The 21066-nt window shown below is 55.5% G+C and carries 24 protein-coding genes and 2 pseudogenes; 15 read left to right on the top strand and 11 right to left on the bottom strand.

Annotated elements, in window-relative coordinates; translation table 11 throughout:
* Positions 1-71: 71 nt before the first annotated feature.
* Entirely contained in the window at positions 72-395 is a 324-nt protein-coding gene (locus tag AC07ZE_RS12875; RefSeq protein WP_207265141.1) for a protealysin inhibitor emfourin, read from the bottom strand.
* Positions 392-1456 carry a M4 family metallopeptidase gene (locus tag AC07ZE_RS12880; RefSeq protein ID WP_207265142.1) on the bottom strand — a complete coding sequence of 355 codons (1065 nt, stop codon included), beginning with the start codon at positions 1454-1456 and terminating at the stop codon, positions 392-394. Before AC07ZE_RS12880 ends, AC07ZE_RS12875 begins: the two co-directional genes overlap by 4 nt.
* Positions 1457-1601: 145 nt before the next feature.
* On the opposite strand from AC07ZE_RS12880, the pseudogene AC07ZE_RS12885 reads away from it, so the two are divergent.
* The 12 genes and pseudogenes from AC07ZE_RS12885 to AC07ZE_RS12940 all read left to right on the top strand — a co-directional run.
* Positions 1602-1790, top strand: a pseudogene (locus tag AC07ZE_RS12885) (FKBP-type peptidyl-prolyl cis-trans isomerase); the annotation flags it as partial.
* A gap of 519 nt (positions 1791-2309) precedes the next feature.
* Positions 2310-2498, top strand: coding sequence for a hypothetical protein (locus tag AC07ZE_RS12890; RefSeq protein WP_207265143.1), 189 nt, complete (start codon positions 2310-2312; stop codon positions 2496-2498).
* Between the two features lie 227 nt (positions 2499-2725).
* The gene (locus tag AC07ZE_RS12895; RefSeq protein ID WP_207265144.1) at positions 2726-3286 is read left to right on the top strand and encodes a hypothetical protein; all 561 of its coding nucleotides are present in this window, start codon (positions 2726-2728) and stop codon (positions 3284-3286) included.
* Positions 3286-3567 carry a hypothetical protein gene (locus AC07ZE_RS12900; protein ID WP_207265145.1) on the top strand — a complete coding sequence of 94 codons (282 nt, stop codon included), beginning with the start codon at positions 3286-3288 and terminating at the stop codon, positions 3565-3567. Before AC07ZE_RS12895 ends, AC07ZE_RS12900 begins: the two co-directional genes overlap by 1 nt.
* A complete protein-coding gene (locus AC07ZE_RS12905) occupies positions 3558-3926 on the top strand; it encodes a hypothetical protein (protein WP_207265146.1) in 369 nt (122 codons plus the stop codon). Before AC07ZE_RS12900 ends, AC07ZE_RS12905 begins: the two co-directional genes overlap by 10 nt.
* A complete protein-coding gene (locus tag AC07ZE_RS12910; RefSeq protein ID WP_207265147.1) occupies positions 3923-6145 on the top strand; it encodes a tape measure protein in 2223 nt (740 codons plus the stop codon). Before AC07ZE_RS12905 ends, AC07ZE_RS12910 begins: the two co-directional genes overlap by 4 nt.
* Before the next feature lie 42 nt (positions 6146-6187).
* Entirely contained in the window at positions 6188-6415 is a 228-nt protein-coding gene (locus AC07ZE_RS12915; RefSeq protein ID WP_207265148.1) for a hypothetical protein, read from the top strand.
* Between the two features lie 113 nt (positions 6416-6528).
* On the top strand, positions 6529-6702 hold the full coding sequence (locus AC07ZE_RS12920) for a hypothetical protein (protein ID WP_494990429.1): 174 nt from the start codon (positions 6529-6531) through the stop codon (positions 6700-6702).
* A gap of 135 nt (positions 6703-6837) precedes the next feature.
* Positions 6838-8079, top strand: a complete 1242-nt coding sequence (locus tag AC07ZE_RS12925) for a hypothetical protein (protein WP_207265149.1) — start codon at positions 6838-6840, stop codon at positions 8077-8079.
* A 237-nt stretch (positions 8080-8316) separates the two neighbouring features.
* Positions 8317-9129 (top strand): hypothetical protein, encoded by an 813-nt coding sequence (locus AC07ZE_RS12930; protein ID WP_207265150.1) that lies wholly within the window; start codon positions 8317-8319, stop codon positions 9127-9129.
* A 292-nt stretch (positions 9130-9421) separates the two neighbouring features.
* The gene (locus AC07ZE_RS12935) at positions 9422-9631 is read left to right on the top strand and encodes a hypothetical protein (protein ID WP_207265151.1); all 210 of its coding nucleotides are present in this window, start codon (positions 9422-9424) and stop codon (positions 9629-9631) included.
* A gap of 135 nt (positions 9632-9766) precedes the next feature.
* A complete protein-coding gene (locus tag AC07ZE_RS12940; RefSeq protein WP_207265152.1) occupies positions 9767-10387 on the top strand; it encodes a recombinase family protein in 621 nt (206 codons plus the stop codon).
* Positions 10388-10690: 303 nt separating this feature from the next.
* On the opposite strand, the gene AC07ZE_RS12945 is transcribed toward AC07ZE_RS12940, so the two are convergent.
* From AC07ZE_RS12945 to AC07ZE_RS12955, 3 genes are all read right to left on the bottom strand, one after another.
* Complete coding sequence (locus AC07ZE_RS12945) at positions 10691-11008, bottom strand: Rap1a/Tai family immunity protein (RefSeq protein ID WP_207265153.1); 318 nt, start codon at positions 11006-11008, stop codon at positions 10691-10693.
* 126 nt (positions 11009-11134) lie between these two features.
* Positions 11135-11566, bottom strand: a complete 432-nt coding sequence (locus AC07ZE_RS12950; RefSeq protein WP_207265154.1) for a hypothetical protein — start codon at positions 11564-11566, stop codon at positions 11135-11137.
* 58 nt (positions 11567-11624) lie between these two features.
* Complete coding sequence (locus tag AC07ZE_RS12955; protein WP_207265155.1) at positions 11625-11936, bottom strand: hypothetical protein; 312 nt, start codon at positions 11934-11936, stop codon at positions 11625-11627.
* Positions 11937-12080: 144 nt separating this feature from the next.
* Between AC07ZE_RS12955 and AC07ZE_RS12960 the strand changes: the two genes are divergently transcribed.
* The gene (locus tag AC07ZE_RS12960; RefSeq protein WP_207265156.1) at positions 12081-12611 is read left to right on the top strand and encodes a DUF3844 domain-containing protein; all 531 of its coding nucleotides are present in this window, start codon (positions 12081-12083) and stop codon (positions 12609-12611) included.
* A 37-nt stretch (positions 12612-12648) separates the two neighbouring features.
* Here the strand turns inward: AC07ZE_RS12960 and AC07ZE_RS12965 are convergent, their stop codons facing one another.
* Positions 12649-14211: a recombinase family protein gene (locus tag AC07ZE_RS12965; RefSeq protein WP_207265157.1), complete on the bottom strand. Its 1563-nt coding sequence runs from the start codon at positions 14209-14211 to the stop codon at positions 12649-12651.
* Positions 14212-14273: 62 nt separating this feature from the next.
* Between AC07ZE_RS12965 and AC07ZE_RS12970 the strand changes: the two are divergent.
* A pseudogene (locus AC07ZE_RS12970) lies at positions 14274-14432 on the top strand (FKBP-type peptidyl-prolyl cis-trans isomerase); the annotation flags it as partial.
* An 81-nt stretch (positions 14433-14513) separates the two neighbouring features.
* Here AC07ZE_RS12970 and AC07ZE_RS12975 read toward each other — a convergent pair.
* Positions 14514-15257 carry an SDR family NAD(P)-dependent oxidoreductase gene (locus AC07ZE_RS12975; protein WP_207265158.1) on the bottom strand — a complete coding sequence of 248 codons (744 nt, stop codon included), beginning with the start codon at positions 15255-15257 and terminating at the stop codon, positions 14514-14516.
* Positions 15258-15589: 332 nt separating this feature from the next.
* On the opposite strand from AC07ZE_RS12975, the gene AC07ZE_RS12980 reads away from it, so the two are divergent.
* A complete protein-coding gene (locus tag AC07ZE_RS12980) occupies positions 15590-16066 on the top strand; it encodes an MEKHLA domain-containing protein (protein WP_207265159.1) in 477 nt (158 codons plus the stop codon).
* A 78-nt stretch (positions 16067-16144) separates the two neighbouring features.
* Here AC07ZE_RS12980 and AC07ZE_RS12985 read toward each other — a convergent pair whose 3' ends face one another.
* The 4 genes from AC07ZE_RS12985 to AC07ZE_RS13000 form a co-directional block, all read right to left on the bottom strand.
* Positions 16145-17164, bottom strand: a complete 1020-nt coding sequence (locus AC07ZE_RS12985; protein ID WP_137807003.1) for a branched-chain amino acid aminotransferase — start codon at positions 17162-17164, stop codon at positions 16145-16147.
* 181 nt (positions 17165-17345) lie between these two features.
* Complete coding sequence (lpdA, locus tag AC07ZE_RS12990) at positions 17346-18728, bottom strand: dihydrolipoyl dehydrogenase (protein WP_207265160.1); 1383 nt, start codon at positions 18726-18728, stop codon at positions 17346-17348.
* A gap of 3 nt (positions 18729-18731) precedes the next feature.
* Positions 18732-20006 (bottom strand): dihydrolipoamide acetyltransferase family protein, encoded by a 1275-nt coding sequence (locus AC07ZE_RS12995; RefSeq protein ID WP_207265161.1) that lies wholly within the window; start codon positions 20004-20006, stop codon positions 18732-18734.
* Entirely contained in the window at positions 20007-21065 is a 1059-nt protein-coding gene (locus tag AC07ZE_RS13000; RefSeq protein WP_207265162.1) for an alpha-ketoacid dehydrogenase subunit beta, read from the bottom strand.
* Between the last annotated feature and the right edge of the window lies 1 nt (position 21066).

The raw sequence follows: 21066 nt of genomic DNA on the forward strand, positions 1-21066 counted from the left end.
TTCACCGCAACGTCGGGAAACAGATGTCCGCCCGGGGCAATGGGCACTGTTTCGGCGTCAATGACTGCCATTCAGAGCAATTCACCTTTATCCCAGAGCCGCACCAGTTCACCAGGGGCGCGATCCTCAGGCACTTTGAGCACTATCTCATCATCTTGCTTGCCGGCACGGTAGCGAACTTCGATCTGATAAAAACGCTGATCGCCGCCGCCTGGAGTGGAAGTGGCCAGCGGCAGGCAACCTTCCAGCAACAGGCAGATGCGTGAGCGTTGATCGATATTGCACTGCGCGAATTCGATTTCCCGGGGGCGGCTCAAGGCCTGGATCGCCGCAAAGCCACCTTGGCGAGACAGGCGCACGACAGCGCGCTCGTCCAATGTAGGCAGGTTTTTCATGGTTTATCCTGAGTCAGGTCGACTCCCGTTTCGGCCCAGCCATGCTGTACGGCACGGGCTTCTTTGGCGCCAAAGCACAGTCGGGCATGCAGGATGGTCAGTTGTGCGAAGGCACTGAAGGTTGCCTCGCGGTCCAAACGCCGGTCGCACAAGGCCTCGTACCAGATGCGGCCGGCTTTCTCCCAGGCATGCCCACCCAGCGCCTTGGCCGCCAGATAGAACGCTCGGTTGGGAATGCCGGAATTGATGTGCACGCCGCCATTGTCCTCTTGGGTAATGACAAAATTGCGCATGTGGTCCGGTTGCGGGTCCTTGCCCAGCAGCGGATCGTCGTAGGCGGTACCCGGGTGCGCCATCGAGCGCAGGCCAACGCCCTTGATGCGGGGCGTCAGCAAATCCGCGCCGATCAACCAGTCTGCCTGATCAACCGTTTGGCGCAGTACATGTTGCTTGATCAGCACGCCGAACACATCCGACAGCGATTCATTCAACGCCCCGGATTGATTGGCGTAAACCAGGCCGGCTTCGCTTTCGATCACGCCATGGGTCAACTCGTGGCCAATCACATCCAGTGAGCGGGTGAAACGCTCGAAAATTTCTCCATCACCGTCGCCGAAGACCATCTGCGAGCCGTTCCAGAAGGCGTTTTCATACTCCTGGCCATAATGCACGCTGCCGATCAGGGCGAAACCCTTGTTGTCGATGGAGTCGCGGCCCAGTACCTTCCAGAAGAAATCGTAGCTGGCGCCCAATGCATCGTAGGCTTCATCGACCGCCGGATCACCGCTGGCCGGTTGCCCCTCGAGACGCACCGGCATGCCGGGCAGAAGCATTTGCCCCTGGGCATCATGCACGCTGCGCTGCGGCAGGCCGGGTTGACCCGATCGCGGCAGTTTCGCCGCAGCGGCAGAGCGCGACGGCGGGCCTGGCGGGTGCCTCAGGGTGCGCACATGGAGCAGGGTGCGCTGGGCGCTGGCACGCTGGTGTTCGGAACCGTGGGCGACGATACGATTGAGAATGTACGGCGGAATGAAACTGCACAGCGCTTGCAAGTCGGTCATCAGAGGGTCCTTTTCTGAACAGGGCGGTGATACTTATGTGAGCGACGCAGGGCCATTGGGTTCCACCGGTTGCCATCGACGCCGGTTTCTGCGAAAACCACCGCCCGTACCCTCAAGCGTAGGGCGACCGTGAACGAGTATGAACATGAACGACGAATTGCAAATCATCGACCTGGAGCCTGGCGACGGCAAAACCGCCGTCAAAGGCGCACTGATCACCACCCAATATCGCGGCTGGCTGGAAGACGGCACTGAATTCGACTCTTCCTGGAGCCGCGGCAAGCCCTTCCAGTGCGTGATTGGCACCGGGCGTGTGATCAAGGGCTGGGAGCAACAATGTCATATGTAGGTTTTTATTTGTTGTTACCGTTCGTCAGGTAATGTGCAGCGTATCTATAGTCTGTAGTCGCCGGAGAGGCCCGTATATAAGGGGCTTCGTGAGCGCTCACTGCTAACGCTCAGAGGGGCAGTAGAAAATAGTTTATATTTGGCACAAATAATGCTTGCAAATATTGAGATGTAATGGTACAATAGGCCATAAGAGAGATAAATGTTCTCTTCTTCGTTCGGTAACTGGCGTTTCCACGCAGGCCGAACAGCCAACCCCCTGTCAGGATGGTGGGTCAACACGCTTCACCGGGTAGCTGGCTAACACTCGGTAGATGGATTGATTCCCCATCGACGTTCCAGCCGCCAGCGTTAAGGGTTCATTGCTTCCCAGCGGCAACAAATTCCGCAACACCACATCAGATGCACACAGAAGGCCAGACCTTGAAACTCTGGCCTTTTTGCTATCTGCGTGTCCTTACCGTTAACACATCCAACTTCCAACTAATCCAGCCAAGGAGAACTTATGGCCGTAGAACGCCTATGCCCGCAATGTGGCATAACGCACAAGGTGAAACGCATTACCAAAGTTTACTGCTCGACGCTATGTCGAGTGAATGCTTTCAACGCGAAGAAACGTCAACCGGTGCAATTGCCGGAACAACCACAACAACCAGAGGAACAAACAGATGAAGGAAGAACAGAAGAAGCTTGATGTGCTTGAGCACTTGGTGGCTTTCATTGCAAGAAATTGCGGGAGAATGACGCCTGAACAAATCAGTGAGGAACTTCAGGTTCCGTTGTTCGCAGTTTTGCGATTCTGGCCTAACCCCGCAAGATAATCCGCAACACCAATACCCAATTCATGTGACTGATCAAATTCGATCAGCGAATCACTACGCCCGCCGTTCGGGTACACCATATTTAACAAGAGGAAACAACATGACATCCGCAACACGTACAAGCGTTCTGCGCAAAGCCAACAAAGCTGAACTTGCCGCCCTGAAAGACGCTGCAAAAGAAAAGTTCTACAACACCCAACACGGATATGATCAGTTTGCGTTTACTGATCCTAAGACGCTTCGCCCAATCGGCGGAATGGTCAAGGGGGCGTACACCTACTTCACCGTTGTGTACCTGACAGAGATTCTAAAGACATACATTGAGAAGATCGAATTGGGGTACACCCTGCATGAACTCGGAGCGCAGCCGCTCACTGGGCATTCAGTGAACATTTACTTCTACCGCCCACAATCTGAGATTGATGCTGACCTGGCCCTGATCTACGAACAAGTGACTCAAGAGTACAACGCAGCCATTGAAGCCGAGAACACTGCAATCATCGAGCGTGAAGTACAGTTTCAAATGGCGAACACAGTTCGTTTGAGAGCTGAGCAAAAGGCAAGAGATGAGCAAGAAGAGGCTGATCGTATCCGTATGGAAGTTGAAGCCGAACTTGGAGCAACTCGCAAGGCTGTCCGTGATTCGCTAGGGGCTGAGTAATGCTAGATCACACTACACGCATCCTGTTGGAGAAATACCAGCCTGATAGCCCGCTGCTGCAAGTTGAAGTGTCGGAGCCTGAACCAGTAGAAGTGGAGAAGGCTTCAATCACAATGGAAGAACTAGCAATGAAGGTTCGAAGTGAAATGCTGACATCATGGGGGTTAAATCCTGATGAACGTCATGCGTTCGCTGATGAAACTGTCGCCTGGGCAACAGTGCTCAAGTGCAAGGAATACAACGTAACCGATCTGCCACCGGAGGGATTAGCATGGCTCTAATGAATTACATCGAAACATTGTCGCAACACGGAACACACAGAATAGTCGCAACGTTGGTCGGTGATCAGATTCCTGTTAAGAGGCTGTGCAAGGCATTGAAGATGCGTATCCAAGACTATGTTGGACTGCATCAGCATCGTATTGCATGGTTCAAGACGACGTACGGACTAGTACTGATGGTTTCAGGTGGTCGCGTAGTTGCTGAAGTTGTTGAAAAGTTCCTCGCTGGCTACACAGGCGCTTTCCAAGAGCATCAGGTGTTGTACACGGGAGTAGGCTCAAAGGTGTTCGTGCAAGCAGTGAGTGATGCACTTATCAATTACGTGCCGGGCAATCGCTCTTATGGTGCAAGCCGATGATCCAAGAAAACATAGCCAAATTAACATCGCTCCTGTCGTTCAATGTCGACCTGTCTGGGTTACATCGCTTCAATGCCAGTCTTGACCAAGTTGAGCGGCGTATGAAGGCGATGTCACGGCAAGCTGACCAACTTGCAAAGAAGCTAGGTGGTTCGCGCAAGGCTACTACACAGAAATATGCTGCTTCCGTACAGCACAATGCAAAACGAGAGTTACAGTTGGAAGTTGCTGTGAAGAAGGCGAGGATGGCTACCTTCCGAGCTGAGCTCGCTCAACAGAAGTTGCAGTTCGCTGGGGCCAAACAGAGTGCATTCATTGCGACTCAGGCGATCCGAGATAAACAAGCGACTGCTGTAGCTGATGCGAAGGCTCACAAGGCCAACGTAGAGCGATTGAAGGCTCAGGGCCAGGAGATTAAGAATACCGCGACTCTTGCAGCGGCTAAGGCCCGCCAAGCGGGGCTAGAAGAGAAGTTGGCCCAGCAGCAAGTTAAGACTTCGATCATGCAACAGAAGCACGTACAGAGCCTCACAGCGACACAGCGTGTTGAACTTGCGTTGAATGAAGCCCGTGAACGTGGGATGAGGGCAGCACAGAAGTTTGCAGCAGCCCAACAACAGGCCAAGGTGCGTGAGCAGCGACAAGCAGAAGCACACCAGCAACGGAGCGAACGATTTAACTGGGCAGCCTCACGCCAGACACATTGGGAGGCTACACGTAACAATCCCAAGAGTGATTTCGGGCTAGGTTCGTTCTCCATCGCTCTGGGTGCTGCTGGAGCAGCGTTGTACGCACTCACAGGGGCTGTCGCCTATGCGAATGAACGCATCAAGCAACGGCAGACAGACGCGAGTACAGCGGAACAGTTCAACACAGCCCTTGAGACATCTGGCGGAAAGAACCCACTGAACCAAAAGTTCAGCCGTGACAAGTTTATCGAGATTTCCAACCGATACGGGATGGAGCTGTCTGTTGAATCAGCGAAGGTCTATTCGAATTTCATCACGGGTCAGATTGCAATCGGTAAGACGCTAGAGCAAGCGACGAAGATTTACGAGTCTCAGAGTGCAGTCTTTCGAGCTGCTGGCTTAGACAAGGAAGCCCAGAAGAGGGCGGCGTACCAGTTAGGGCAGATCAGGGCCAAAGGCAAGCCAGAAGGTTCAGATGTGAACGACCTGTTCGATGCTATCGGTGGCCCTGTGGCTAGTTCTATTCGTGCCGCTGCTGCTGAGCGATTGAAGTTCAAAGGCAAGGTTGAAGAACAGGCAGCTTGGTTCAAATCCCAAGTCACGAAAGGCAACATCCTAGCCAAAGACTTCGATCAGGGTATGGCGAACTACCTGAATACTAACCAAGATGTTCTAGCGAAACAGATGAAGTCTATCGATGCTGACCAGACTCGCTCCGATAACTTGAAATACCTGAACGACAACCAACTCAACAGCAGTGAAGAGTTGAAGGGTGTGATTCACGAACGAATTCAAGCCGAGCGTGAACTAGCTGAAGCCATGAAGCCGGTTAACGCCGCACTACTGGACATGGATATTGGGTTAACCAAGTTCAAGACTGCACTTGTGCGATTCATTACTGGCAAAGATGCTGATGGGTCAGATAAGACGCCAGAACAGAAGGCCGCAGCACTAGCAACAGCAGGCGGTGCAGATGGAATTATTACACTTCCAAACCAGAACGCTGCATCAATTAGCGAACAGGCACGGCTAGATGCCAATGCCGCTGACCCGGTATCCAACTTCTGGAATCGCATTTTAGGTGGTAAAGACTCCAAAGAAGTAGCGGAAGAAAATCGGACTCGTTGGGCGAGTGTGAAGGTGCCAGAGAAAGACTTGTTCGGTCTTCAGGCTATCTCGGTGAAGTTGGATGGTTTGTTGAAGAGTATTGACGCTGGTGATGTTGTTGATGGGCAGTACCGTAGATTCAGGCCAGACGCATTCGAGACATTCGACGCATCAACAGTAATGAAGCGTGCAGCGTCACAGTCTGAAGTTAGTTATCCAGTGCCTCAACAGCGTTCGTCTGATGGGCCAGGTAATGGCAGCACTACGACGAACAACATCACAGCTCCTGTGACTATCAATGTCACAGCCAAGACAGATGCGTCCCCTGAAGACATCGCCAAAGTCTCAAAGCAAGTGTTCGACGAGCAGAACGCAAAACTTTGGCAGCGTGCTAACGCTGAGTTGGGTACGGAGGCAGAATAACAAGCCTGTGCAAGCAGGCTTTCCAATTATCCAAGGAGTTTTATGCAAGCCGTTATACAAGCGCTGGTAGTTTCCACAATGATTCAACTCATCGCCATGTTCGCCATGAGTGCGTACATCTTCGACAAGTCCACCGATCAAGCGAGCCGGTTAGTGTTACAGCACCGGAACGAAGTTCAACAACAGTTTGCCGATGAGCGTGAACAGATGAAGTTGTACGTCGATAAGAGAATCGATCTGAAGTTAAGTCAGGCGCTACCAAAGAAGTAGCACGCCTACTGCAACTATCTTTGATAGTGGTGCCGCTGCCGTACAAGCCACGTTTTACAAGGAATACAGCCTATTCCAGTGCGAGAGCACTTCCGTTATTACAGGAGAAAAAATTGATCCAGTTCTACACCAATGCCGCTGAAGCTATGGCGGTTGCATACGCCATGGCGAAAGAGAGTGGTAAGAGAGTATGGCGACATACAGTCGAAGGCAGTAACGGAGTTACACGCTGGCTGCTGTCGTTCGATAGCGATCCTCAGAGCGCATTACAGGAGGCCACAGCTTGAAGAGTTACACGTGCATGTGCTGTCGCCATGTCTTCGCTAGTAAGAAGTTCAAACCATTCTGTTCGCCAGCATGCCGGCATGCCAGTGACGCAACATTAAAGAAATCACATTCAGTCAACCCAGAGGGGACACAACATGACCAACGCTACAACCGCAACAAAGACTAAGACGGTTCGTCAATCACGTTACTGCAACAATCCAGAGTGCAAGAAACAGTTCAAAGTCGCTCCCACGTCAAGGAAGCTGTATTGCAAGCCCGGATGTTCCGCCAAGGTCCAGAACAAGAAGCGCCCTCGTGTCAATCGACTGGACAAGGCCAGGAGGACACCCTTCTTCTTCTATCTCGCCAGAGAGTGCAAGCGTGCCCAAACACTGCAAGTGCTGACAGGTCACACCGCAGAGTCGTTAGTCGCTCTGTACAAAGTATGGGCGTATTCATTCAAGGCAAACAGTCATGGCGAACGCCGTGACTTCGAACTGTCCCACATCGCCAGTGTTGAGAGCAGTACCACCCTTGGCTTGCTGTGTGCTGAGAACTTGTGTGTCAGTCCGAAGAGTTTGAACAAGGCTCACGGGACGAAGTATTACGGACATGGTAAGAAGATCAGTCGAACAAGCATTCTGCCTAAACATCACATCTACGGTGATGAGCCAGAAGGTGCAGTGCTTGACCGAGTGATTGCCTTTTTGGGCGAACAGTTGGTTGATGATGTCGTGCGAATGGCCCAACTCAAACCGTCCCAGAGAAGTAAGCACTTGGACTGGCTACATGAGAACCTAGACCCAGCCAACCCAGAACATCGGAAGCACATCGCCGCATTACCGGACATGACAACGGTAGCTCTCTCGAACTTGAAGAATCAGATGCAAGAGAAGTTGGCGAGTACATTCGCCATCAAACGATATAACTTCAAGTCATTCGATGTGCTGTATCACGAACTAGAGCGCCATGCTCAATATCGTCCAGAGCTACAGGGAGTGTTTGAAGAGCTTCAGCAACTTAACGAACGGAAGACATACAAGAACGTATGGGCAACGGAGCCTCACGAAGAACAGGCGCTATTCAACCTGCTACACGGCAAGTCTGTTGCAGATGTGCAAGACGCCCTTGATTCTCTCGTGGACAGGAACACTCCGGTTATCGATTACAACACTATCAACGCATACGGTGGAGACTTCGCCCCAGAAGTGTTGGAGCGTATCCCGACATATGCACCGATCAAGTTCACAGTGCAGAAGGACGTTGTGCAAACAGCGCCACTCAAAGTGTTGGGAGCGCTGAGCGTCATGATCGACAGCGAAGCGTCGAATAATGATTATCTTCGCCCGATGGTTGCCCCAGTGTGGGAGGCATCACCAGACTTTCCACCGTTTTGATGTAACCGCTCCAGCCCTGCCAGCAATGGTGGGGCTTTCTGTTGTCCAGAGAAACGCAACACGCCTACTGCAACTATCTCTGATAGGGGTGAATCGACGGGTGAAAATCGCTACAGGCCTTATTCTGCGTGGCCTACAGCCATGTTGGCCTCTCGAAATGTGTCTTAACCCTTCTAGGGCGACAGCCCAATCAGTGCAGCTACAATGTCGCACATCGCCAACAAGGACACTGCCACCATGGCAAAGAAGGACAAGAAGAAACGCAAGCAAGGACAGCAGAAAATTCCAAGAGACCTCTACGTGTACGGGAACGTGATAGAGAACGTCTCATCGCTTACGTTGGAATATGATCCAGCCACCCAGCGACTGCATATCCCTGAGATTGATCCAGGCAGCATTCGTCGTCAGATCACGCATAAGCGAGAGGGCAAGGACGACAAGGTACTCTATTCCGCCCCAGCCAATGACTTCTCGATGTCTCTGGGTGATTTTGCAGAGCTGAAGACCCGATTCGATTACCTGATGGCCGCTGACACAAATACGCTTACCGAAACTCATCAGGGTTACAGGGTGAGCGTTTGCAGCGTTTACGTGGTGAAGGAGCATCTCCGCTCGCTAGGGGCAGACATCCATTACGACCACCATGCAAGTTACATCATCTTGAATACAGATCATGAGGCCAAGAATGAGCCTATTGGTTGGCACTTAGCGATCACTCGCAGTCTCGATCCGCTGTTCTTGCAAAGCTGTAAAATCGGGATGATCGTAGATAGCGAGCTGGGTAAGCACCTCGACATTAACTCTGGCAAGGAGCCGTACTACGGTGAAACCTACCTGCCGCCGAGCATGAAGTTTTTGTACGCCTCAAGCGACAAGTCAGCGACGTATGCGAACAACATGATCCGCTTGTGTGATACCGCTGCAACGATGGTGTTGGAGGAGTTCAAGCGTATCGGTATTGCTGATGTGCTCAAGCACAAGCCAATCGAGGTTGGAACGGCACTGTGTTTTCCAGTCATTGCCACCCCTCCTGACGAAACCTCAGCATAACCCTCACTTAACCCACCAAAACCTCTACGCCCATCACGCGTTCAACCTGGAGCGAAGAGGGTGCCCATCCCTACAGCCCGCATTCCATAAGGGTTGTGGTTGAAAGTTGCGAAGCATGGTGCGTTTGTAGCGTTGAATCTTGAGTTTCTGCACGGGAATGGAATATTTCGCCCGTAATCGTCGAATTCGTGCAGGACGACGCCATCCCGTCGCCCTGAGCCGAGGCCCAAGGCCGCATGTCAGCATGTGCCCAACTGGGCTAGCCTGTTTCTCTCATCCAAGGAGGATCGCCATGTCAGACCAGAACGAAGCCATAGCCAACGCCCTAGAGATGCTGATGATCAGCCAGCACGGCATTGGTGCTGCCATTGAGGAACTTGCCAAGTGGGTACGGGAACGTGGCTCTACAGATGTTGCAGACAATGCAGTGACAGCACTGGAAGTTCTCGACCTGCACGCCGAAGGCATCACAAGTGCGATCAGGGTGCTGCGTGGGGAATAGGGGATCATCAATCGACCGTTAGACGATGCCAGCAAAAGGGCCTCAAATCGGTATCGTAAATATAGCATTGACACAAAGGTGATCCCTCGGTATCGTGATCCCACCTTAACCGATACCAGCAAGGAGCCGCCCGCCATGTCCCGCACTTTCCTCTACGCCCGCTGTTCCACTGCCAGCCAGTTCACCGAGAACCAAGTGCAGGAAGTGAAGAGTGCTGGTTTCGATGTGCAGGCGAGCCGGGTGGTTGAGGAAACAATCTCAGGCAGCATCTCAGCATCGGAACGCCCCGGCTTTCAAAAGCTGCTGGATCGCATGGAGAACGGAGACGTACTGATCGTCACCAAGCTTGATCGCCTAGGCCGTAACGCTATGGATGTGCGTCAGACAGTTGAGCACCTGGCCTCGAATGGCATCCGTGTTCACTGCCTCGCCCTTGGTGGTGTAGACCTCACCAGTGCAGCAGGGAAGATGACTATGCAAGTGCTGGGGGCTGTGGCTGAGTTTGAACGTGACCTGTTGATCGAGCGGACACAAGCAGGGCTGGAACGTGCCAAGAAAGAGGGTAAGAAGCTTGGTAGGCCGGAGGCTCAGTCAACCACCCGTGATGTTCTCGAACTCAAGGAGCAAGGGTGTAGCCAGTCTGAGACCGCAGAGAAGCTAGGCATTGGCATTGCCACGGTGAAGCGTCACTGGAACAGAGCGATGGTGGTGAGCAAGTCATCAGGGACATACGCTCTTGGTCAGGCGAAAGCCTAGAGCGTTAGCAGTAGACAGGTGACAAACACACTCATCAATGCAGTGCGAACAGTCCACGAGGGAAGAAAGATGTTCACACAACCACGCTGCATCACCGCTCTTTAACAACTCGGAATGTTATTTGTAAATCATTCGCGTTTCCGTGGCAGGGAGTAGCGGGCTGCTAAGAGATGCGGCGGTTTCGGTGGGTTCTCACGGGCAAGTGCCCCAGTTTATTTTTCTGGCTGGTGTACAGAACGACCCCCACCCCATGCAAAGTCTGTCAGAGACGGGGGCTTGAAATCTGTGGAAAAAGGGTCTTGGTTATCCCTTGCAAGGATACGAGTTTTGAAAGGCGGCCATGGCTAGGAATGCACCGTCGCGATGTAGTGATGCTGGGTGCTCTTCTAGGTACTTGGCGACGATTCTGGCTCCCTGCTTGTTCATTAACCCAGTGGGGAAGCACGTCTTTTCTTTGGGGAGCAGGTATTCGTTCATGGTATCCATGGTGCTCATTACCCCGTTCACCAGACCGAGGCAGTATCCGATGTCTACACCACTGGTATATTGCTCACCATCCGAATCGCGAATAGCCTCTTTACACGCCCTGAGTAGTTGATTTCCATCTCCCGCGATAGCCATGCCGCTCGCCAGAGTCCCGACTAGTGCAACCGCCCCAACCCATGCCTTCATTGTTGTTTCTCTTGGTGTGTGTGATGACTCGATCTTAATCAGAGCTATGGCTTGGTGCCATCGAATGGCATGTCACTAATGAACGAGTATCCATCCGGTGTTTTGGTAGGCCGCCCACACTTTTGTAGCTAGATAGCAGAACAGCCCAGCACCTAGCAGGTAGTTGCGTGCGGCATACCATCGCTGGGCAGCGGGTTCCTTGTTGAGCCTATCGAGGAAGTACGCCCGTGCTTGGGGCTCGGGCTGTTCCAGAGCGACGGCGTTCATCCGTATCGCCTTGTTCATCGCTTCAATCCGTTTGAAACCGCAGACTGCACTCGAAGCGAACACGAGTAGGCTGGCGAGTAGGAACGTTTCCTTATTGGCTCCAAGCTTGGCGTAAGGGTTGGTTTGGGCGAGGTAGGCACAGATCGCAAGCGTCACGCCGAGGATGAAGTAATCCAGCTTGCTCACCGCTTCGTTGTACGTCGTTGTTAAGTGTTTTACATCGTCTTGTAGTCCGGCCATCGTCGTTCCTTGGGAGGGCTTTTTTGTCTAGGCATATTGTCACATCGTTGACCTGGAGCTAAACCTTGGGCTTTCCCGTGTGATCGCCGTAGGCATACCCCATTCGTGACGATTCCCGCTCGCGCTCCCGGCTGTACATGTCGCTCAGCGTCCACTTCAACTGCTCGTGTTCAACCTTCAGCGTTGCCAACTCGGTAGAGCTATCCCGGTGCATGATGATCAGGGTAGCGATGTTCTGGTGAGCCTTCCGCAAGTCTCGGCGTGTCGTCTCTAGTTCCGCACACAAGAGGTCGCAATGGTGCTTCAGTAACTCCGTGTAGGAGGGCATCCCTAGTTCAAACCCGCTGTCATCAATCAAATCGTCTTCCATCACTCACGCACCAAGCACTGTATGTGCGTACAGTATCGAAGCTGTGCTCCGCGATCAATCTGTCCGTGATGGGCGGCAGTGATAGTCTGGTATTATTGTGCTATCAATGGCATGTGGCCGGGCGCTGAAGGACCTCGAATATAGATGTCTATCGTGAAGAAATTGTTGGCGGGGCTGGTCGGCATTGTCGTAACCGTGCTGGTAACGAAATTTGTTGAACAAAGAATGGAGCTTACGTTTTTCAGCTCAGCGGTTGGGCTGCTCTGGGCGTGGGTGGTGGGTGTAGGTCAGTGGATTGGGCGAGATGTGAGCGTGCCCTTTTGGATTGTGGGCCTATTGTCTGTCTTCACGATTGTTCTTCTGCTGCTGACTCTGGCGTTTGTGTATACCCGATTCTTTGAATCGACAGGTCAGAGTTGGAAATCTTTGACGAAAGACCAGCAGTTAGCTTTTGCGGTAATTGCAGACGCTATTCAAGCAGAACGTGAGATCGGGCACGACACGGTGCGTCAAGTATCAGGGCTCAGCGTGATAGCAACCCGGAATGCCATAAACGTATTATTTAATGTGCGGCTCATTTGCCACTCACGTAATAGCTGGGGTAATTACTATTTGGACCTCACGCACCGAGGGCAGGAGCAATATTTAGAAGAGATGTCTCGCCAGCCTTCGTAGTATTGCTCTTGCCTCAAGATCAGACAGCCTCAAATCATCATTCGTGCTGGCGCCGAAGGTCTTCGTAGTCGTCTTCCGTCCATGAGGATTCTGCCGGCTCATCCGGTTCATCTGGTTCGTATTCGGGATAGTCCTTCTTGGGAACCAGAATCCGCTTCTCGCCTGCCATGAGGATGTAACTGTCTTCACGGCGATCAACACCGGCATACCTGTAGGTGGGGCCAGAGTGTGATGATGTGATGCGGCCATCTGGGTTGATCGTGATTGCGTAGTCGACAGTGCGGAGCATAGCGGCAAGGCGCTGTGGGTCTTCTTTCTCAAGCCGCCATATCTCGCCTTGTTGTATCCAGCCGTTTGCCGCTGGAGCAACTGTTTTACGCAAGAGGGTCAAGTCTCTTTCTGCCGCTTCGCGCTCGCTTTGGGCTTGTTGTAGTTTGGTTAGGAACTCAGGGAGTAGGCCAACTTTTTCTACTGTCTCTGCAAGGTTCTCGACCCTCTTGCTGATGGCCATCAACTCAGCTTCCCGGTTGATGATCTCTTTCGCATTGACGCCCATCTGCTGTTCTTCGACGGCTTTCCGTGCAGCACCCGGAGACGTGTAGTGGTAGATCGCGTCCAGTACTGGCTTCGGAACGATGTGTGAGTTCACGCAAGATTTCAGTTGCTGTCGTGTACGGCAACGCATCGAGTGGGGCACGCCATCCTTGTTCTGCATGATGTAGTTCTTCCCGCAAGCGCCGCATTGCACTAGCCCTACGAGGAAGTTTTTTGCCGTCTTCACCGGGCGCTTCGTCTTCATCTTCTCGGCGTGAATCTGGGCCTTGTAAAACAGTGATGGTTCGATGATTGCCTTGTAGGCATTGGGAATGTCGTTCCAGTACCCGATGACTGTCTTGTTTCGTAGCCATCCCTCAACACCTGGCCCGCTGACCTTGGCTAGTTCAGGTACTCCCGTTTCACGCATTCTCACGGCGATGGAGGCTTTCCCCACGCCTGATACGTACAACTCGAAAGCCTCCTTGATGTGGATGGCAATACGCTCGATGACTTCTCCTTCAGTCGTGAGCCATACCGGAGTCCACCGTTTGACCTGTTCGCCAGCTCGCGCCTTTTCTTCACGTATCCGATATGACGCAGTGACGCGACGTGAGAGGGCTTCGGAGTATTGGTTAGCAGCCTGAATCTTCGCCATCAGCATGTAGATGTGCGAGCCGTTCACGCTTGCCCTGTTATAAGAGTTGCCATCGTCAAGGGTGGTGATTGATACACCAGCCTTCAAGATGGGCGTGAGCAGGTCGAGCATGTCTACAGTGTCCATGCGACCTGTTCGATCTATGGCTTCAACCAGTACAACGTCTCCGTCTTTGATTGCACCGAACTTCACCGCTTCCAGCAACTTGCCGAAGCCACCCCCAGCCTTGATGTGGTCGCCGTGATAGCCAGACTTCGCCAAGTCTTCGAACTTCAGGCTGCTGAGCGTGTATTCTGGATTTCGGGTCAGCCACTCCGCGATCATGGCTGTCTGGCGCTCTACGGAACTACCGCCGTGCTGACGGAAGCTAGAGAATCGAACGTATGAGATGGCTTGTTTCTTCTGCATGGTGTGCCTCAATCGTGATGGTCGGCATGATACCCAGTGCAGAGTGTTACATGTGAAATAGTTGGGACCAGGGCATCATGGGCATGCAAGTCGGCGGCAAGCGCAAATTGCTGGTGCCGGCACACCTGGCTTATGGCGAACGCACGATGGGCAAGATCCCGCCAAACGCGAACCTGATCTTCGAGATTGAATTGCTGGAAGTGCTGACGCGGGATGATTGAAGTCGGGACGATTGCAGCCTGCGGCAGTACCTGCGGAGGTAGCTTGCCGCAGGCTGCTATCTACTGATCTAAATGCTGGAACTAGCGAATCGTGTACCCGCTATCAACCACCCAGTCCTGGCCGATCACGTTGCGCGCACCGTTGCCAAGCTGGAACACAATCACATCGGCGACCGCGCCTGGCTCCAGGAACTGGCCGCCGAGCAAGCGCTCATTGACCGTGTTGGCGACAGCGTTCAGCTCTTCGTTCTTCAATCCGAGCGTTGACCAGATGGGGGTCGCGGTAGGGCCGGGAGACACGGTGTTGATACGAATGCCGTGGGGCGCCAGTTCCACCGCCAGGGTACGGGCATGTTGGATCAATGCGGCTTTGGAGGCGATGTAGGCAGCCAGGCCTGGAAAGGTCACTTGCGCGAGGAAGGTGCCGATGAACACCACCGAGGCGGATGCCGCCAGTTGCCCGCGCAGGCAGGCCAGGGTGTTCAGCGCCCCGGCGCCGTTGACCGCCCATTGCCGGTCGAACGCAGTCAAATCGAGTCCGTCGGCCAGTTCCGCAATGCCGGCGTTTGGCACCAGGAAACTCACGGGCCCCAGGGTCGAAGCCTGGTTTGCCAGCCGTTCGAGGTCGGCCTGTCGGGTGACATCACCGGCCACCCACGACAGTTGCGTCTTGAAGCGTTCGGCCAATTCACCGAGACCGCCGATCTGACGCGACATTGCCAACACGCGAGCACCCTGGGCCAGCAGCCGTTCCGTAACGGCCAGGCCGATTCCGGAACTGGCGCCGGTGACGACGGCCAGACGATCCTGAAAAGCATTGTTCATACACTGGGTTCCTTTTTGGGTAGATGAGCTTTCGCAATACACCTACCAAAAATCAGGCCAACTGGAAGAGCCTGAAAACATTGGTGTTTATGCGTGATGGTGGTTTTTATGACTCGTTACGCATGCAGTCATTAGGACTTCATATAGTCTTAATGACTGCTCTGGTTTTGTAGGGACGAGCTCTGCTCGCGAGAAACCCAAAAACGCCTTTGGGCAGCGAGCGAGCGCGCTCCTGCAAGGAGCAATCACGTATCTGAGGCTGTTTTTCAGGACGGCTTTTTAGTAGCGTCGGTGCGCTTCACGACCCATTACGCTGTTCTGGAAGGAAACCCATGTCGCCAATCAACGAATTCATGGAGACGGTCCAACAACTGGACACCGCTTATCGACACTGGACAGGCGCTGGCTTGCCCACCCCCGATTCCCTGAGTGCGGACGAGCGTCTGGCCTGGCTGCATGCCCACGCGCCGTACGCTTTGTTGGCCCACGGCACGCAAGCCGATCCACTGTTCTACTACGCCAACGAGCAGGCGCTGGCCTGTTTCAAGTACCCGCGCGAACAGTTCATCGGCATGCCGTCGCGTTTCAGTGCCTCGCCGCTGGACAGGGAAATGCGTCAGACATTGCTGGAGCAGGTCACCGCCAACGGCATTGCCCATGGCTACAGCGGCTATCGGGTGGACCGCCTGGGGCAAGCCTTCATGATTCACGAAGGCAGCGTGTGGACGCTGATCGATGAGCAGGGCGCTCCCTGCGGACAGGCGGCCTTGTTCTGGCCGGATCCGGAACGTGTGGGGCTTCTCGCTTAGCTCCACCTTCAGCCAGGCAAAAAAAATCGCCGCCCTCGAAAGCCCGGGGCGGCGATTTTTATTGCGGGTGACGTCAGATCAAACCTTGACGATCCAGCCTGCTGGCGCTTCGATGTCGCCGGTTTGCACGCCGGTCAGCTCTTTGTAGAGCTTCTGGGTGATCGGACCGACTTCGGTTTCGCTGTGGAAGACGTGCAGGTGGTCGTTGTAGTTGATGCCGCCGATCGGCGTGATCACGGCAGCGGTACCGCAAGCGCCGGCTTCCTTGAAGTCCGAAAGCTTGTCGATGAACACGTCGCCTTCGATCACTTCCAGGCCCAGACGGGATTTGGCCAGCTCGATCAGCGACAGACGGGTGATACCTGGCAGCACCGATGGCGAGTTCGGGGTCACGAACTTGTTGTCGTGGGTGATCCCGAAGAAGTTGGCCGAGCCGACTTCCTCGATCTTGGTGTGGGTCAGCGGGTCCAGGTAGATGCAGTCGGCGAAATGTGCCTTCTTGGCCTGGGAGCCCGGCATCAGGCTGGCGGCGTAGTTGCCACCGACCTTGGCCGCGCCGGTGCCCTGTGGTGCTGCACGGTCGTAGGTGGAAATCAGGAAGTTATGCGGGGTCAGGCCGCCTTTGAAGTAGGCGCCGACCGGGATCGCAAACACCGAGAAGATGAACTCGGGGGCGGTACGCACGCCGATGTTGTCACCCACGCCGATCACGAACGGACGCAGGTACAGCGCGCCGCCAGTGCCGTAAGGCGGGATGAAGCGCTCGTTGGCGCGGACCACGTCCTTGCACGCTTCGATGAACTGTTCGGTGGACACGTGCGGCATCAGCAGGCGGGCGCAGCTGCGCTGCATGCGCGCGGCGTTCTGGTCCGGGCGGAACAGGTTGATCGAACCGTCCTTGCAACGATAGGCCTTCAGGCCTTCGAAGCATTGCTGGCCATAGTGAAGGGCCGTGGAGCCTTCGCTGATGTGCAGCACATTGTCTTCGGTCAGGGTGCCTTTGTCCCACTCGCCATTACGCCAGTACGACAGATAGCGTTTGTCGGTCTTGATGTAGTCAAAACCCAGCTTGTCCCAGTTGATGCTTTCGTTACCCATGACACCCTCTATCACTTAACAACCGCCGAAACGGTTCAAGGCTTCTGACGTTTTTCCGGATGGGCACAACAATACTTCATTCCGGGCCCGTTTCGCAGCCCGGACTATCGGATGACAGGCAGATAAATCGAGTTGGCTTCAAGAAATCGCCAGCCTGCTTGCCGCCATCAATTGTTCTGAATCACACATGCAGTGCGTGGCCCAACGCCCGCAACGCCGCTTCCTGCACCGCCTCGCCGAGCGTCGGATGCGCATGGATGGTGCCGCCGATGTCTTCCAGCCGCGCGCCCATTTCCAGGCTTTGCGCAAACGCCGTCGACAGCTCGGACACCCCGACACCGACCGCCTGCCAGCCGACAATCACATGATTGTCGCGACGGGCGACCACGCGCACGAAGCCGCTTTTCGATTCCAGGGTCATCGCCCGGCCATTGGCGGCGAACGGGAAGCTGGAAACGATGCAGTCCCAACCGGCTGCCTTGGCCTCGTCCGGGGTCTTGCCGACCACCACCAGTTCCGGGTCGGTGAAGCACACGGCGGCGATGGCGGTGGGGTTGAACTCGCGGGCTTTGCCGCTGATCAGTTCGGCCACCATCTCGCCCTGGGCCATGGCCCGATGAGCGAGCATCGGTTCGCCGCTCAGGTCGCCAATGGCATACACGTTGCGCATGCTGGTCTGGCAGCGGTTGTCGATCTTGATCGACGAGCCGTTCATGTCCAGGTTCAGTGCTTCGAGGTTCCAGCCCTGGGTGTTCGGTTTGCGACCCACGGCCACCAGTACCTGATCGGTCTCCAGGTTCAGGGTGTCACCGTTCGGATCCAGTACCTGCAAGGTATTCGTCGTTGAATCAAAGCCTTGCACGCTATGCTTCAAGTAAAGTGTCACGCCGAGCTTCTTCAGCTCATCGTGTACCGGCTGGGTCAGTTCGGCGTCGTAGGCCGGCAGGATACGCTCCTGGGCCTCGACCACGCTGACCTCGGCACCGAGTTTGCGGTAGGCAATGCCCAACTCCAGACCGATGTAGCCGCCACCAACCACGATCAGCCGCTTCGGCACGGACGCCGGCGCCAGGGCTTCGGTGGAGGAGATGATCGGCCCGCCAATCGGCAGCATTGGCAGGTTCACGCTTTTGGAGCCGGTGGCCAGCACCAGATGTTCGCACTGAATGCGGGTGTCGCCGACGTCGACGGTTTTACCGTCGACCACTTTGGCCCAGCCTTGCACGACCTGCACCTTGTTCTTTTTCAGCAGCGCTGCGACGCCGGTGGTCAGGCGATCGACGATGCCGTCCTTCCACTCGACGCTTTTACCGATATCCAGCGTTGGCGCGGACACCTTGATGCCCAGCGCCGAATGCTGGCTGTGATGCTGCGTCTGGTGGAACTGCTCGGCGACGTGAATCAGTGCCTTGGACGGAATGCAGCCAATGTTCAGGCAGGTGCCGCCCAACGATTCGCCTTCTACCAGAATGGTCGCAATGCCCAACTGACCGGCACGGATCGCTGTCACATAACCGCCGGGGCCGCCGCCGATGATCAGCAGCGTGGTGTGCAGAGTTTGCATGTCTTACTCCATAAACAGCGTGGCGGGTTGTTCGAGCAGGCCACGGATGGCCTGGATGAAGAGCGCCGCGTCCATGCCGTCGACCACGCGGTGATCGAAGGAGCTGGAGAGGTTCATCATCTTGCGGACCACGATCTGGCCTTTGATCACCATCGGCCGTTCGACGATCTTGTTCACGCCGACAATCGCCACTTCCGGCAGGTTCAGCACCGGGGTGCTGACGATGCCGCCCAACGCGCCGAGGCTGGTCAGGGTAATGCTGGAGCCGGACAGTTCATCGCGGCTGGCCTTGCCGTTGCGCGCGGCGGTGGCCAAACGGGCGATTTCCGCCGCGCTGTCCCACAGGCTGCGGGCTTCGGCGTGACGCACCACCGGCACCATCAGGCCGATGTCGGCCTGGGTGGCGATGCCCACATGCACCGCGCCAAGGCGGGTGATGACCTGGGCTTCGTCGTCGTAGCGGGCATTGATCTGCGGGAAATCGCGCAGGGCGACGACCATGGCGCGGACCAGAAACGGCAGCAAGGTCAGCTTGCCGCGGGTCGCGCCGTGTTTTTCGTTGAGGTGCGCGCGCAGCTCTTCCACGGCCGTCACGTCGATTTCCTCGACATAACTGAAGTGGGCGGCACGTTGCGTAGCGTCCTGCATGCGCTGGGCAATCTTGCGGCGCATGCCGATCACCGGGATCTGCTCTTCGTCGTTACGCTGGGCGTAAGCGCTGCTGATGGACGATGCATTGGACTGACCCTGAGCCAGATAAGCATCCAGGTCTTCGTGCAACACACGACCTGCCGGGCCGCTGCCACGGACCAGGCGCAGTTGAATGCCGAGGTCGAGTGCATGTTTGCGCACGGCCGGGGAGGCCAGCGGACGCTCATCGGCTTCGCGAGCGACCATCGGTCCCTGGCAAACCGCTGCCGGACGAGGTGCGGCGGGGGCCGGTTTGCTTTCCACGACGGGTTCGGCTTTCGGCGCCGCCACGGGTGCTTCTTTGACGGCAGCCGCTGGCGCAGCCGATTCCTTAACGTTGCCCGCGCCTTCGACTTCAATGCTGATCAGCACACTGCCGACCGCCATGACTTCGCCCGGTTGTCCGCCGAGGGCGATGACTTTGCCATGCACCGGCGACGGAATATCCACCATCGCCTTGTCGGTCATGACATCGGCCAGCACCTGATCTTCGACGACCATGTCGCCGACTTTCACGTGCCACTGAGACAATTCAACTTCTGCGATGCCTTCGCCAATGTCCGGCATCTTGATAACGTGCGTGCCCATTCAGACCTCCATGACCCGTTTCAACGCCGCGCCCACACGGGACGGCCCTGGGAAATACGCCCACTCTTGCGCGTGCGGGTAGGGGGTGTCCCAACCGGTGACGCGTTCGATCGGCGCTTCCAGGTGGTGGAAGCAGTGCTCTTGTACCAACGCCGCCAGTTCAGCGCCGAAACCACAGGTACGCGTCGCTTCGTGAACGATCACGCAGCGCCCGGTTTTCTTCACCGACCTGGTGATGGTTTCCAGGTCCAGTGGCCACAGGCTGCGCAGGTCGATGACTTCGGCATCCACGCCGCTTTCTTCAGCGGCGACTTGCGACACGTAGACGGTGGTGCCATAGGTCAGCACGGTGACGTCCTTGCCCGGGCGGGCGATGGCGGCAACATCCAGCGGCACGGTGTAGTAACCGTCGGGAACCTGTGCGGCGGGGTGTTTCGACCACGGCGTCACCGGGCGTTCGTGGTGGCCGTCGAACGGGCCGTTGTACAGGCGTTTGGGTTCCAGGAAGATCACCGGGTCATCGTTTTCGATGGAAGCGATCAACAGGCCCTTGGCATCGTAAGGGTTGGACGGCATGACGGTACGCAGGCCGCACACCTGAGTGAACAGCGCCTCGATACTCTGGCTGTGGGTCTGGCCGCCGTAGATGCCGCCGCCGCATGGCATGCGCAAGGTCAACGGTGCGGTGAATTCGCCGGCCGAGCGATAACGCAGGCGCGCGGCTTCGGAAATGATCTGGTCGTAGGCCGGGTACACATAGTCAGCGAACTGGATTTCCACCACCGGGCGCAGACCGTAGGCGCCCATGCCCACGGCGGTGCCAACGATCCCGCTTTCAGAAATCGGCGCATCGAACACCCGCGAGGTGCCGTACTTGGTCTGCAGGCCTTCGGTGCAACGGAACACGCCGCCGAAGTAACCGACGTCCTGGCCAAACACCACGACATCTTCGTCGCGCTCAAGCATCACATCCATGGCCGAGCGCAGGGCCTGGATCATGGTCATGGTGGTCGTGGTCATGGCGGTTTCCAGCTGGATATTGTTGTTGTGATCGTTCATG

This window comes from Pseudomonas sp. GW101-3H06, from assembly GCF_059424605.1.